We start from the raw sequence: 14844 nt of genomic DNA on the forward strand, positions 1-14844 counted from the left end.
CATAACATCAATCGTGTTGCTTATATTGTAGTAACTACTGAGCTCAAAAACTTAACCTAAGTAGCTAGTTTAAGTGCCAAGTTTAAGTACTAGGTTTAAGTTTGCAGCCATTTATTTGTGCCTAAAAGCCGATTGTTATCAAAAACGATATTTAAGCCCTTAACTCGATCTAATAGTTCAGGGCTTTCTTTTTATTAAATATTATTAACTTTATAGTGAAGCTGTTTTATGACTACTCAATATAATGACTCTTTATCTTTGACTGAATTAGAGCAAAGACAAAATTTTATTCGACGTCACATTGGTCCAAGTGATGAGCAAACACAAGCCATGTTGAAAGATATCGGTGCAGAATCTGTCGATGCCCTTATCGATGAAATCGTACCTAGTGATATTCGTTTAGCTGATTTACCTGCTATCGAAGAAAGCAAAACTGAAGTACAAGCTTTAGCCGACTTGAAAGCGGTCGCAAGTTTGAACAAAGTAAACGAGACATATATTGGTTTAGGTTACTACGGCACACTAACGCCTAACGTTATTTTACGTAACGTGTTAGAAAATCCAGGCTGGTACACGGCATACACGCCATACCAACCAGAAATTGCTCAGGGTCGTTTAGAGTCATTATTAAACTTCCAACAAATGTGTATCGATCTGACGGGTTTAGAACTAGCATCAGCGTCATTACTTGATGAAGGCACTGCAGCAGCTGAAGCCATGGCATTAGCTAAGCGGGTATCAAAAAACAAGAAATCAAACTTGTTCTTTATCTCAAGTGACGTTTATCCACAAACTATCGACTTAGTTAAACAACGTGCTGAAATGTTTGGTTTCGACATCCTAGTAGCACCGGCTGCAGAAGTTGTTGAACATGACGTATTTGGCGCCTTATTACAGTACCCAAGTGCTACAGGTGAAATCACTGACATCAGCGATTTAATTGCCAAAGTACATGAGAAAAAAGGTATTGTTGCCGTTGCTGCCGACATCATGAGCTTAGTGCTATTAAAATCACCAGGCGAATTAGGGGCTGATGCCGTTATTGGGTCAACTCAACGCTTTGGTGTGCCCATGGGTTACGGCGGACCACACGCCGCTTTTTTCACTACCTCTGAAAAATACAAACGTTCATTACCAGGTCGTATTATTGGTGTATCAAAAGATACACGCGATAACCCAGCACTGCGTATGGCCATGCAAACACGCGAGCAACACATTCGCCGCGAAAAAGCCAACTCAAATATTTGTACCGCACAAGTATTATTAGCGAACATGGCGGCGTTTTACGCGGTTTACCATGGTCCTAAAGGTTTAAAAACTATCGCACAACGTATTCACCGTTTTGCTGACATTTTATCTTTAGGTACCGCAACAAATGGCTTGCCAGCACTTCATCAGCACTATTTTGACACTTTAACCTTTAACGTCAGCAATAAAGACGAAATTGTTACCCGTGCATTAGCTAATGGCGCTAACTTTCGCACTGATGTTGACGGTCAAATTAGTATTTCATTAGATGAAACAACTACCCGTGAAAACGTGCAAACCTTGTTTGATATTTTATTAGGTGCAGATCACGGCTTAGACGTAGCAGTACTTGATCAGCAAATTATCGCTGCAGGGCAGTCGTCAATTCCAGCGGCATTACAACGTGAGTCTGCGATTCTAACGCACCCAGTATTTAACTCGTATCACAGTGAAACTGAGATGCTACGTTACATCAAAAAATTAGAAAACAAAGATTTAGCGCTTAATCATTCGATGATTTCATTGGGCTCTTGTACCATGAAATTAAATGCGACAGCGCAAATGATCCCAGTATCATGGCCTGAATTCGCTAACATGCATCCTTTTGCCCCTGTTGACCAAGCGCAAGGTTATAAGCACATGATTGACGAACTAGCCAAATGGTTAGTTGAGTTAACCGGTTACGACAAAATGTCAATGCAACCTAACTCCGGCGCACAAGGTGAATATGCTGGCTTAATTGCCATTCACAAGTACCACGAAAGTCGTGGTGATGCGCATCGTAACATTTGTTTAATTCCATCTTCAGCACACGGTACTAACCCTGCGTCAGCGCAAATGGTCGGTATGAAAGTGGTGGTGGTTGCTTGTGATAAAGCCGGTAACGTTGATATGGCCGACTTAAAAGCGAAAGCAAGTGAGTTAGCTGAAAACCTGTCTTGTATCATGATCACTTACCCGTCTACGCACGGTGTATATGAAACCACCATTGCAGAAATTTGTAACATAGTGCATGAGCACGGCGGTCAAGTTTACCTTGATGGCGCAAACATGAATGCCCAAGTGGGTTTAACCTCACCGGGTTTCATCGGTGCTGACGTTTCACACTTAAACTTACATAAAACCTTTTCTATTCCACACGGCGGTGGCGGTCCAGGTATGGGTCCTATCGGCGTTAAAGCGCACTTAACACCATTTTTGCCCGACCATGCATTAATTAATGTTGATGAAGAAACTAAAGGTAACGGTGCGGTATCAGCAGCACCTTATGGTAGTGCCGGTATTTTATGTATCTCATACCTTTATTGTGCCTTACTCGGTAAAAAAGGTGTTACAGATGCCACTAAATACGCGATTACTAATGCTAACTACGTAGCAACAAAGCTTAGCAAACATTTTCCACTTTTATATGCTGGGAAAAATGGCCGAGTAGCACATGAATGTATCATTGATTTACGCCCACTTAAGGCAGAATCAGGTGTTACTGAAGTCGATATAGCTAAGCGCTTAATCGATTACGGTTTTCATGCGCCAACCATGTCGTTTCCAGTAGCGGGTACGTTTATGATTGAGCCCACTGAGTCTGAGTCAAAAGTGGAACTTGATCGCTTCATCCAAGCTATGATTTCTATTCACGGCGAAGTGCGTAAAGTAACTTCAGGCGAGTGGACAAGTGAAGACAATCCATTACACAACGCACCACATACACTAGCGGACATTACCTCACCTTGGGACCGTGCTTACACGATTCAAGAAGCGGTATTCCCAGTGCCTGCGGCTGCAGCGAATAAATTCTGGCCAACGGTTAACCGTATAGATGATGTTTACGGGGATCGTAATTTGATTTGTAGTTGCCCTCCGGTTTCTAGTTATCAGGATTAGTTAACTGTTGTCAACTTTCAATTAAGTTTGTGACTCTTGCAATAGAGTTTGTGAATTGAATTAAGTTTGTGACAAAAATATAAAAAAGCGGCTATTTTAGCCGCTTTTTATTTGTTTGAAATAATTATCAAGAATTGAACTCTTTTATTCCTTCTTTAGATAGCTCAATTGCCCAATCGTACTTTTTGTTTGTTTGCAAGTGATACATTCCATTTTTTGTAATCTCTGTACCGCCAAGCATTTTTAACTCTTTGTTTGAATTCTTTTTTGCCAGTCGCTTGCAATTACTTCCATAACATTTTTTAGCCATTTGCTCATAAACTTGCTTAAACATACCTTCAAATTCTTCATATAGTTTATGCGCATCATTCGGGTTCCTGCCAAGCCATTTTTGAGCTGTTTTTTCTGATGCCGTTTTAATAGATTTTCTATTATTAACAGTACTGCCTCTGTCTAAATCAAGTGTCAGTGTTATTGCAATATCAGGATTAAATCCTGCGTCCTTACATTGTTGTATTACGCCTTTTTGTTCTAGCGTTAAGGGTTTATCCATAACCTTTCTCCTTTTGTTATAAAGCTATTTATACAAAAGGATTAAAAAAATTAGTTAAAAGCGGTAAAAGGCAGCTCTTTTTATATCTACTAAGGTTGCCTCCATTGATGGAGTGAATTAACGAATATCAAAACCGTACAATCAATTGAAAATTTAACTAATTTGATAAATACATGCATGGAATTTATTGTTTTGGGGTACTGCCACCCCAATGTGAATGGAGTATTTATGGAACTACACGATGTGTTTTTATTACTTAAAAAGCAAAAGCTATGTAGAAGTGGCCGTGATTTTTCTGAGCATTATTTAGGGCAAGGACGTAATTACTACAGTGTCATTCGAGCACGTGAAAGACAGGTTTCGACAAAAGCGATGATGAATTTATATTTCAAGTTAAGAAGCCAGGCAGAACAGTTAAATGACGAACGATTTCCAGCTCTACTCAAGAACCAACAAATACTTCGTGAGATCTCTGGCTATGTATTAGAAGATGTTAAACAACGAAGTAAATTTTGTCCTTAATCAACATATAGCTTAGGTGGTTAAAAATGCAGAAATAATTTGAGAAATAGATGCCTATTTAGTCTGTAGATAAACCACAAACCTGATGTGTATATAAAAAATAGCACTGCCTCTAACTAGAAGATGAACGCTATATTAAGTATAATATTATTCCGATTAAAGTTAACTTTTATAAGTTTTGATAACACATTAGATACTGTATACAATACCAGTACCAAGTAATTATAGAAGTGCGTGTTTTTTAAGTCGTATTCCATAAAAAAATAACTAATTATAAGATCATACAATTAATTCAGAGATAATGCATGGTAAGCACAAAAAATAAAATAACCTTCAATTCTTTTTTTGCAGGTATAGGGGGGTTTGATCTTGCTTTAGAAAGCGAAGGCTTTCATTCAAAGTTTTTTTGTGAAAAAAATGATTTTTGCAGACAAATATTAACTAGTCATTGGCCCAATCATAAATATTCCGACGATATTACAACAATTGACTTAAACGAGATTCCACAAGCAGATGTGTGGTGCGGTGGCTTTCCATGTCAAGATGTGTCGGTTGCAAGAGGTAATAAAGGCAGAGACGGTCTTAAAGGTAAAAATTCTGGTTTATTTTTTCCTTTTGCGGAACTAATTAAAGAGAAAAAGCCTAAAACCTTGCTTATTGAGAATGTAACTGGACTATTAAGTTCTCATAATGGGCAAGACTTTAGGATTATTTTGGAAACATTATCAGGTATGGGCTATTCCGTTGCTTGGAGGGTAATGAATAGTAGGTATTTCGGTGCCCCTCAATCCCGACCTCGTGTTTTTATCTGTGCTGTTTTGAATAATTCTAATATTGCCTTATCTTCTCTTTATGAGAAAAAGAAAGGATCTAAACCGGCCAATCAAAGAAAAGGTTTTTTAACCCCGTACAAATGTGAAGAATCTGGAGCTACAGTTGCTGAAGTTTCATATTGTTTAGCAGCAACGTCAGGCCGTCATACAGGAACTGACTGGAGTCGAACTTATGTTTCTTATGATGCGGAGGTTCGACGCTTAACCCCTCTTGAGTGTGAGGGATTACAAGGCTTTCCTGAAGGTTGGACCTCTATAACTTGTCCTAAATCAGATAAAGAACTCGATCTTGATGCACAGAGATACCAAGCACTTGGAAATGCTGTTGCCGTTCCTGTCGTTAAATGGATTGCTAAAAGGTTAAAAAAAGAGTTAGAAAAAAATAAAGTTAATTCTCTTAAGTCAGAAGATAAAATTTTATCAAACTTTGAAGACTTCAAGGATAGTAGCCGTCGTCATATGAAGCTATCTGAACTTCATCTACCAACAAATACCGATGATTCAAAATTAAAATGGCAAACAGGTGGAATAGTTATTGGGGATGAATGTTGGGATGTAAAAGCTCCTGAGGCACCTTCACAACCGATTCATACAAAGTTGATTGATGTAATTCAAAAAGATTACCCTTCAGATAAGTATTTTATTAGTTCAAATGCAGCAGTAGGCATAATTCGAAGAGTTGTTAGTCAAAATAGAACTCTTTTTGGACCAATGCAAAAAGCTTTAGAAAATCTAATCGAAAGTAAAAATGTAGCCTAATTTCTTGCCGTAACATGCCTAATGACAATGAGTCTATAGGCATTGTAGTTAATTCTGTCTTTACCAAAGTTTGTAAAACTACATACGTGTTAATTTAAAATACAAAAATTTATTAACGTATCCCTACCCAATAAATATCTAGAACTCACTTGCCTAGCTTTAGCAAAAGATGGCAAACTATCCTCATAGCCTATTAACTTTATGTAATATAATACTTTTTAAATACAAACAGGTGGATTATGGATTTTATCGTTGTAAGACTGGGCAAAGATAGTGTTTCGAATATAAAAAAATTAAATGAAACCTCTTCTGTCAAATTTAAACCCTATACATTTAAGTTTACCTGTAAACAAGTTGAAAGCTCGATAAAACCAAATTGCTACGTTTTTCTGTACATAGGCTCAGATAATAACAAAGGAATTCCTACAGACTGGAAACAAGGTATGAGAGCTTTAGGGATATTGAAATCTATTGATGGATGGGAAAACTTTCAGTCTACCTGTGTATTAACAATAGAGGTTTTTTCAGTATTTTCTGAGAGTTTAGATCAATTCAATTTTTTAGAGAAAAGTCCTAATCTCTATAAACACTTTTCTAAATACCCTATCGTAGGTGTTAAGTCTTCAAGAAATAACTCTGTTCAAAAAGTAAATAATGATATTAGAGAAAATTCATCAGCACTACTCACCGCCATATCATCACTTTATTCTAATTTTAAAGATGATTTAAACCTGCGTGCTCCAAATCTTTTGTCTTTACTTGATTTTATTCCTGAAAGTGATTTAGAAGTACCTTCAAATTCTGAATCAAAAAATTTAGTATCTAATAAAAGTGATACTAGAGGCGAGAATGTTATTTATTATGGAGCAGCAGGAACAGGGAAGAGTCATAAAATTAATGAAAGAATAAATTTAAAAAATGCATTTATTAGTGTTTTTCATGCGGAAACAATGAATTCAGACTTCGTGGGTTCTATTAAACCAGATATATACTTAGATGATAGTAACAAAGAGCATTTAACCTATAAGTTTATTCCTGGAGCTTTCACTAAAGCTATTGTTGAATCACTTAATCACTCAGAAAATCACTATTGGCTTGTAATAGAAGAAATTAACAGAGCACCTGCCGCCGCAGTTTTTGGTGAAATATTTCAATTATTGGATAGAAGGAAAGATGGTAGAAGTAAATACGAAATAGACTTCCCTGATTTACTTTGTGAAAAGTTTATAAATAGAGAACTGAAAACACCAATAGATAGGCTTTTTATCCCTTCTAATTTAAGTATTCTTGCATCAATGAACAGTAGTGATCAAGGAGTTCTTCCTTTGGATACTGCCTTCAAGAGAAGGTGGAGTTTTGAATATATTGCTTTGAACTTTGAAAGTGGTTGTACTCAAGGGGATTTGCATATTAATTTAGAAGATGGTGTAACAGGCGTCATTTCTTGGGCTGATTTTGCAAGCGTAATTAACCTAACAATAGGCCGTAAAGGGATTCAGGAGGATCGCCACCTTGGACCCTACTTTATATCAGAACAAGAAATCGGTCAGCTAAATATATTAACCGGTAAACTTTTTATGTACCTGTGGGATGATGTGTTAAGACATGGTTTGAGGTACGAAGTTTTTCATAAAAAAATAACGACTTATGGACAACTAATAAAGGGTTGGGAAGAAGGTGAGCAAGTTTTCAATAGTGATTTTTTGATTGAGGTTCGTCCTTTTATAGATACTTCGTCACTACTTCAGAACTCTTAACATGCTTGCATTCAAGTTATTAGAAGATCGCGGAACAGTATCTGGATTGGATGACAATACTATTGCATCATTTCAAAGGTTAGGGCTAATTGTAAAGAAAAATAAAATTGAACGAATCCACTTTTGTGGTGCAGTAGTTATCAACAGAAATGTATTCATTTTTTTACCTAGAAATTCTCTCAGTGCTAAACGGCTTCAAAGCTATAATACTCACCAAATTGCGTCACTTATCATCCATACGTTAAATAAATATCATACTTTATCCGCAAATATATTAAGTAGTAACTATCAAGCCGAAGATGGTGCTGAAGGACTAAGTACCTTATCGAGTATTATTTGGCTGCTTAATGATTATGTTACCTATGGCCTTTACACAACTCAAAAAAGATATAGGAACATCAACTCTGGAAAGATAAATTGGAAGCGCACTATTAGTAAAGAGACTCCTTTTTTAAATGACGATAATGTACCTGTTTATTTGCGGTTGCACTCAGAAAGACTAAGGTTCGGAGAATCATCAATAATATCAATGATTCACTCTGAAATTATACAGACACTCGATTTAAATTTTAGTTGGTTAATTACAGGAGATCCGAGTATTCGAATGGCTTTGGATTTAAATAATTTTGTATCAACTTATGATGATCAAACTAAAATACACTTTTTGAAAAGTGAATTGAATAATATTTATGCTGACCGAGATATAAAACTGATACAAGCACTAATATTATATTTAGAACAAAGAATGGAGGCGAAAGAAGGAGAGATTTTGATTGGAGTTAAGTTTTTTGAAAATGTATGGGAAGAAATGTTAAGGGCAACAATTCCATATGTGAGGGATGTAAACGAATTACTACCTAAACCAGCATATTACTTAAAAAACGAAATAAAACCTAGCTTGGGGAGGGGGATGTTGACAGATATTGTCTCAATACTTGATAAAAGAATATCCTTAATAGATGCTAAATATTATAAAGCAGAGACAATAAATGATTCCCCTCGCTGGTCTGATTTGGTAAAACAGTTTTTTTATGCAAAGGCTTTGAAACAAGTTTTCCCTAACTACTCAATAGCTAATTGGTTTATTTTTCCAGGGGGGGTCCCTAAAATTGATGAAGGCCCAATTTCTAAAGTAGCAGTAATAAATATGAAGGATCATACTCCTATAGCCGATGAATTCCCTCCCATTGGTTGTTCCTATTTTTGTCCCATAGATGTCATGGTAAGATATAAAGATTCAAATAAATTTCAGCTTAAAGAGATAGATATACTATTTAATCAAGTTTAAGACAGTTTGGATAATAAATTAACTTGTGAGTCAGGTGTTGCTTTGTGGGTAGTTAAATAATTCAGAATAACTTAACACCTACACTGTTATCTTTCTTCAAAGTTATCGTGCTAATAGCGATATAGAGCATAAGTTTCACATGTAAAATTAATGATAAACCTAAATACATCATAAAATTGATATTTCACGAACCACTCTCGTATAAATTCGATTGTCCTCCCACCCGCATCGACATTACATTTACTTAAAAGTAACTAAAGGAGTCAATTATGACTAAATCACTTTTAAGTAAGCTGAACATTACCGAAGCACCACTCAAGCACCCTACCGACCCACTCATTCAACGACAAAAAAAACTAATCGCTAAATTAGAAGTTCAGCGAGAGATGGCTCGTTGCTTGGTTGAAAATGAAGAATTCAGAGCATTTAAGTTCAAGTACATTACTGAGCCAGAGACAGGCATTAAAAATAAGGTTCGAGTGCCGAAACAGATTAAACCGTGGTTTTAGAAAAGGGACTCTCAGTATTTTACGAAAATCAAATATGGCTCAAAGTCGCTTGAACTCGCAAAAGGCTTGTATGCGATAAGCGTTGAAGATTCGGCGGCGTTAACGAGCGTCTATGACACTGTAATTGCGGCAGTTAAGGCTGGTGAGTTCGATGAAAAACTAATGGCAATTAAACGTGTAGGTACTAAGTCATGAGTCGCCTAGGCCGATGTCCCCAATGCTCAAGCTGGGCTTATCTTAAAAAGTGCACTCGTTGCTCTGTGGTGTCGTGTAATTCACCAGAATGCAAAGGTGCAACGATTTGCCCTATCTGTCACGGCATTAAAAAGGATATTGCTTAGTGGCAATACTTCGTGAAATCTCAGTGAACTATACATTCACTGAGATTGACTGTGACTTAACGGGTAAGCAAATGACTTCACCTGAGTTAGTGTATAAAGCATTTAACTTTTTGAAGTTTGAAGCTAAAGAGAAGTTCATTGTTATTAACTTAAACAATCAGCATGGCATTATGAATTACGAGGTTATGTGCTATAAATAACATGGCCACCCAACTTTCAGGCTAAATAATGTACACTCAGCTACGCTTTAATTACCCTTTCAAAATGGCAATTGAAGATGGCCAGACCAAGACAAACCATTGTTAGTGTAGATGTCACACCTTATTATCACTGTTGTTCGCGTGTGGTGCGTAAAGCCTTTCTGTGTGGTATCGATAATTCAACAGGTGAGAATTTTGAACATCGGCGGGAATGGGTTGATTCCCGTATTCTTGAACTTGCCACCATCTTTGCCATTGATATATGTGCCTACGCAGTCATGAGTAATCATCTGCATGTAGTCGTTAAAGTCGATGCAGATAAAGTGAAACACTGGTCAGATAAAGACGTGATTATGCAATGGCACAAAGGCTTTAAAGGGACATTACTGACACAGAAGTTTGTTAAAGGTGAAGACCTAAACGAATTTGAACGTAAAACAGTGAATGACTGTATAACGCAATACCGACAACGCTTAGTCGATATCAGTTGGTTCATGCGCTCCTTGAGTGAGCGGATTGCCCGAATGGCTAATAAAGAAGATAAGTGCACTGGCAGATTTTGGGAAGGGCGGTTTAAATCCCAAGCGCTACTCGACGAAGCGGCGGTTCTGAGCTGCATGGCTTATGTCGACTTGAATCCTATCTGCGCCAAAATGGCCACCACACCAGAAACGTCAGATTACACCAGCATTCAACGGCGAATAAACTCAGCGATAAAAGGTCAACAACCAGCAGAATTATTGCCTTTTGTGGGGAATGAGCGTGTAAACATGCCTAATGGTTTAATGTTCAGTGTAAAAGACTACATAGCGCTGGTCGAAGATACTGGGCGAATTATTCGAGAGGATAAGCGTGGTGCCATTAGTTCAAGCAGCCAAGCTATTCTTAATAGACTAAACATTCCTGGGGAGAACTGGTTTAAAATCACCACAGAGTTTGGTTCATTATTTAAAGGTGCTGTAGGGGCTTTACCTGCTTTAACGGAATATTGTGAGCATCTAGAGCGAAAGCGACGACAAGCCGCAGCAAACTGCCAGCGCTGGTTGTGTGCCTAAACGCTAACTTTTAAATCCCATAACGTCACTTTAGGCTTGATTGATATCAAGCTTTTCTGCTGTGTTAAATCGACCATATTACTGTTGGATTGGCCAACGAGTGCTAATTGGTTAAATCATCCTGTTGAATTTTCTCGTTGTGAAAATGATAAAAGGTGATCGCAACTAAAATAGAATGGGGGTTATGTTGTTACTTTAAAAAATGGGTGGCTATGTATTTTTAATTTATTTTTTAAGGATAAAATTGAACAGAAAATGGGTAGACGTTCATCAACTACACTACAAACTGGGAGATAGAAAGTCTAACGTTTATATGGAAAGTGTAGCTAGTCATTAACTCTGACCCCATTGATTATATAGATTTGTTAATCATCACTTGATAGTATTTTGGTGTTTATTTTTTTGAGTTAAACTCATGAAAGTTAATTAAAGGACTAAATTTGGAAATGGAACCAAACTATAAAAATTATAATTTAGCTGAACTTGAAAACACATATTCTTATATTGATAAAGAAGCTTTTCCAGAACGAGCGAAAAAATTAAAGGAAGAAATTGAATCTCGATTGAAATCAGATAAAGAATCAATTGAGTATAAGCCTCTAGAGCATTCATTTGCAAAAGAATATCAATCACCGAAAGGAAATTGGTTTAGGTTACATTGGCAAGGGCTTTTACCTCTTGATCTTAGTTATTGGGTCAATATATTTGCCATTGGGCTTATTCTTTTATTTATCTCACCACCATTATTTCAATATCTAGCTGATAGTGATGCATCTCCAACATTGAGAGGGCTTATCATTATTGCATTTTATATGATAATAACAGGTATAACTGTCTGGCAATTGACAGGGCTTTATCGCTCTGCTGATAAACATACCTCTAGAGGAGGTTCAACTGGTTGGGCAATGATGGCAAAGTTAATGGTTCTAATTGGTATTGGTCGTTATTGCTATGATATGAACCAGACCGGAGTGCCTTTCATTTTGGAGAGCGGAAAACTTGTTGTTGGAATATCACAGTTGCCACCACTATCTATCCGTGTAATGAATCAGGGTACAGAAGTAGAGCTTTTAGGAGGGCTTGAATTCGGGACATCTAACCAACTGTCTCAAGTTTTAATCGTCAATCCTTCTATTAGAATTATTCATTTAAATAGCATGGGCGGTCGGATCGCTGAAGCTAAAAAGCTGGCTTTACTCGTTAAGAAGAATAAGTTGATAACTTATAGTAAGACACTGTGCTTATCTGCTTGCCCCATTGTATTTCTGGCTGGAAAAGAGAAGTTGTTAGGAGATTCTGCAAAGTTAGGCTTTCATAGTGCTTCATTTGGAAATGTTTCAGGTAGTGAGGTTGAAGAATTAAATAACTCCTTACTTTCCCAGCTTGAAAAAGCCAATGTCCCATCTTGGTTTACTAAAAAAGTATCTAAAGTAAGTTCTGAAGACGTTTGGAATCCATCAACAGATGAGCTAATCAAAGTAGGCATTATTGACAGAGTTGTAGATTCAGGAAATTATGCTTTAAGTGGAGTAAACGATTGGCAAAATCCAACAACTATCGACCAAGAGTTGCAAAAGCATGAAGTTTATAAAAGCCTTAATCAATATGATAAAGAGGGCTATAAAGTTGTTCGTGATTTGATGGTTATTGGTATAAAAGATGGAACACCATTAAATACCATCACAACTAGTGTTAACAGCTATCTTTATATTGAAAGGCTCAATCACTACATGCATTTAGGTGGTGATGAAGAAGTTATTCAATACATGGAGTCTCAAATTGCCCAGATGGAATATTTGAAGAATGATTACCCTGCTAAATGTGCCTCTTATACATATCCAGAAGTGTTTGACGCAAATATTGCGAATGATATACCTAGTTTAATACCGTCAGAAGTAAGTGATAAAGAGACAATTGCATTTAATTCATTAATTAAATCACTATCAACTGAAAATTTCATCGTAGATAAAACTGAGCAAACTAAGATTATTACGGGTGTTGTTGAAAAAATAATAGCGGAAGATGCTTCATATGGTGATGTACTTAGTAATCCAGCTAAATACAATGAAGAACCAGAAAAACTATGCACTGTAGGTATTTTGCTCAATAAAGAAATTAACGCATTACCAAGAGAAAAAGCAGGTTATTTATTAAGAAGTTTTTATCGAACTGAATCTTAATAGCTGCTTAGATCTGTTTTTATTCCTTTGATTTTTTGTTTGCTAAAACAAGTTTGCGATCAAAGAATCACGCAAGTGCAGCGTATAAAATTAGCTTGAAGATTCGAAGCTAATGATGCTAATTAGTTTGGAACTCAAAATTTTCACCTTGATGACTTTATACTAAGTTTGATAAAGAAATTTAAATTTCTTATGAAATAACGAAATGAATAAAACCTCTGTTTTACATTTTGTAGAAAGGTATCCTCAACATGAAAAATATCAAATTAATCTATTTTATCATTTTGCTGTTTCTAACATTACTTTGGTTACTTGCAGACCCAATACTTTTTTCATCATATAAATTTTATCCACTGAGAAAATCTATGCTCAGTTACACCGGTATTATGGCCATTGCTGTGATGAGTATTGGTATGATATTGGCAATTCGTCCTGTTATTATTGAACCTATTTTTGGTGGGCTTGATAAAAACTATCGTTTACATAAATGGTTGGGTGTCACAGGGCTTATCTTTTCAGTTTTACATTATCTATGGGCAATGGTGCCCAAATGGTTAGTTGGCTGGGGGTTAATGGCTAAGCCTGCTCGTCATAGATCAAATGAAGAAATGAACACCCAATTACTTTTCTTTAAAGAACAACATGGTCTTGCTGAATCAATAGGTGAATGGGCCTTTTATGCCCTGATATTATTTATTTTTTTAGCCTTGGTTAAATGGTTTCCGTATCGATACTTTTTCAAAACTCATCGGTTTATCGCTGTTATTTATCTATTTTTAGTTTTTCACTCGATCATACTTATGAAAGTTGATTATTGGGATGAGGCCATAGCTTGGTTGACGGTATTATTAATGATTGCTGGAAGTTTTGCGGCATTTCTATCCTTGTCACGAAAAATTGGCGTTTCTCGACGTTCTGTGGGCAACATAAAAAATATAAACTATTTCAGTGACAATCGAGTATTGGGTCTCAGTATTGATTTAGAAAATAGTTGGAGTGGGCATCAGGCTGGACAATTTGCCTTTGTTACCTTTGATAAAAAAGAAGGGCCTCATCCTTTTACTATATCATCAGCATGGAATAACGACGCTAGGATTGAATTTCTTATCAAAGGCCTCGGTGACTATACAAAAACGTTACCGAGTATCTTAAAAGCAGGAGACAAGGTTGAAATTGAAGGGCCTTATGGACAATTTGATTTTAGTACCGGTAAACCTAGGCAGATTTGGGTTGCAGGAGGGATAGGTATTACGCCATTTATCGCGCGTATTGAGGCTTTAGCTGCAAAAAAAACTGATAAACAAACTAGTAAATGTATAGATTTGTTTTATTGCACCAATGAACCTGATGAATCTTTCATTAACGCGCTAAAAAACTCTTCAGAGCTGGCAGGTGTAAAACTTCATGTTCTAGTCGCTAAAAAAGACGGATTATTAAACACAGACCAAATATGCGACCAAGTACCTGATTGGCAAGATTCAACTATTTGGTTTTGTGGACCAAAAGAGTTTGGCAAAACATTGCGCGCAGGCTTCTTAAATAAAGGGTTTATAAACGATGACTTTCATCAAGAGTTATTTGATATGAGATAGTGACAATTTCACTATACGTTTTTTACTAAACGTTAATAGATGCTGAATCAAATTAGTTAAAATAAATTCAAGACGTTGCAAATATGGCGTAGATTTTGAAGAGCGCTCGATTCAATGATAAAATTG

Annotated in this window: 11 protein-coding genes; 10 read left to right on the top strand and 1 reads right to left on the bottom strand. The window is 36.5% G+C overall.

Translation table 11 applies throughout. The features are described 5' to 3' along the window. Positions 1-228 precede the first annotated feature (228 nt). Entirely contained in the window at positions 229-3129 is a 2901-nt protein-coding gene (gene gcvP / locus H4J61_RS11345; RefSeq protein WP_182185097.1) for an aminomethyl-transferring glycine dehydrogenase, read from the top strand. A gap of 127 nt (positions 3130-3256) precedes the next feature. On the opposite strand, the gene H4J61_RS11350 is transcribed toward gcvP, so the two are convergent. Next, positions 3257-3682 carry a hypothetical protein gene (locus H4J61_RS11350; RefSeq protein ID WP_182185098.1) on the bottom strand — a complete coding sequence of 142 codons (426 nt, stop codon included), beginning with the start codon at positions 3680-3682 and terminating at the stop codon, positions 3257-3259. Positions 3683-3910: 228 nt separating this feature from the next. On the opposite strand from H4J61_RS11350, the gene H4J61_RS11355 reads away from it, so the two are divergent. The 9 genes from H4J61_RS11355 to H4J61_RS11395 all read left to right on the top strand — a co-directional run bounded on the left by H4J61_RS11355 (position 3911) and on the right by H4J61_RS11395 (position 14718). Continuing rightward, positions 3911-4204 (top strand): DUF6626 family protein, encoded by a 294-nt coding sequence (locus H4J61_RS11355; protein ID WP_182185099.1) that lies wholly within the window; start codon positions 3911-3913, stop codon positions 4202-4204. A gap of 305 nt (positions 4205-4509) precedes the next feature. Next, the gene (locus tag H4J61_RS11360; RefSeq protein WP_182185100.1) at positions 4510-5796 is read left to right on the top strand and encodes a DNA cytosine methyltransferase; all 1287 of its coding nucleotides are present in this window, start codon (positions 4510-4512) and stop codon (positions 5794-5796) included. A gap of 239 nt (positions 5797-6035) precedes the next feature. Continuing rightward, on the top strand, positions 6036-7553 hold the full coding sequence (locus H4J61_RS11365; RefSeq protein ID WP_182185101.1) for an AAA family ATPase: 1518 nt from the start codon (positions 6036-6038) through the stop codon (positions 7551-7553). Position 7554: 1 nt separating this feature from the next. After that, positions 7555-8841, top strand: coding sequence for an LlaJI family restriction endonuclease (locus H4J61_RS11370; RefSeq protein WP_182185102.1), 1287 nt, complete (start codon positions 7555-7557; stop codon positions 8839-8841). A 269-nt stretch (positions 8842-9110) separates the two neighbouring features. After that, positions 9111-9350, top strand: a complete 240-nt coding sequence (locus H4J61_RS11375) for a hypothetical protein (RefSeq protein WP_182185103.1) — start codon at positions 9111-9113, stop codon at positions 9348-9350. Positions 9351-9690: 340 nt separating this feature from the next. Then, on the top strand, positions 9691-9891 hold the full coding sequence (locus H4J61_RS11380; protein WP_182185104.1) for a hypothetical protein: 201 nt from the start codon (positions 9691-9693) through the stop codon (positions 9889-9891). Positions 9892-9968: 77 nt separating this feature from the next. After that, positions 9969-10946, top strand: coding sequence for a transposase (locus H4J61_RS11385; RefSeq protein WP_182185105.1), 978 nt, complete (start codon positions 9969-9971; stop codon positions 10944-10946). 440 nt (positions 10947-11386) lie between these two features. After that, positions 11387-13126 carry a hypothetical protein gene (locus H4J61_RS11390; protein WP_182185106.1) on the top strand — a complete coding sequence of 580 codons (1740 nt, stop codon included), beginning with the start codon at positions 11387-11389 and terminating at the stop codon, positions 13124-13126. A 251-nt stretch (positions 13127-13377) separates the two neighbouring features. Further along, positions 13378-14718, top strand: a complete 1341-nt coding sequence (locus H4J61_RS11395; protein ID WP_182185107.1) for a ferric reductase-like transmembrane domain-containing protein — start codon at positions 13378-13380, stop codon at positions 14716-14718. The last annotated feature ends 126 nt before the right edge of the window (positions 14719-14844 follow it).

This window comes from Colwellia sp. MB3u-4, assembly GCF_014077065.1.
Classification (GTDB): Bacteria; Pseudomonadota; Gammaproteobacteria; order Enterobacterales; family Alteromonadaceae; genus Cognaticolwellia.

Bases quoted from the DNA above. Each gene is read 5' to 3' on its own strand.
- H4J61_RS11395 (WP_182185107.1), top strand. From the start codon at position 13,378: ATGAAAAATATCAAATTAATCTATTTTATCATTTTGCTGTTTCTAACA.
- H4J61_RS11385 (WP_182185105.1), top strand. From the start codon at position 9,969: ATGGCCAGACCAAGACAAACCATTGTTAGTGTAGATGTCACACCTTAT.
- H4J61_RS11360 (WP_182185100.1), top strand. From the start codon at position 4,510: ATGGTAAGCACAAAAAATAAAATAACCTTCAATTCTTTTTTTGCAGGT.
- H4J61_RS11355 (WP_182185099.1), top strand. From the start codon at position 3,911: ATGGAACTACACGATGTGTTTTTATTACTTAAAAAGCAAAAGCTATGT.
- H4J61_RS11365 (WP_182185101.1), top strand. From the start codon at position 6,036: ATGGATTTTATCGTTGTAAGACTGGGCAAAGATAGTGTTTCGAATATA.
- gcvP (WP_182185097.1), top strand. From the start codon at position 229: ATGACTACTCAATATAATGACTCTTTATCTTTGACTGAATTAGAGCAA.
- H4J61_RS11370 (WP_182185102.1), top strand. From the start codon at position 7,555: ATGCTTGCATTCAAGTTATTAGAAGATCGCGGAACAGTATCTGGATTG.
- H4J61_RS11350 (WP_182185098.1), bottom strand. From the start codon at position 3,682: ATGGATAAACCCTTAACGCTAGAACAAAAAGGCGTAATACAACAATGT.
- H4J61_RS11375 (WP_182185103.1), top strand. From the start codon at position 9,111: ATGACTAAATCACTTTTAAGTAAGCTGAACATTACCGAAGCACCACTC.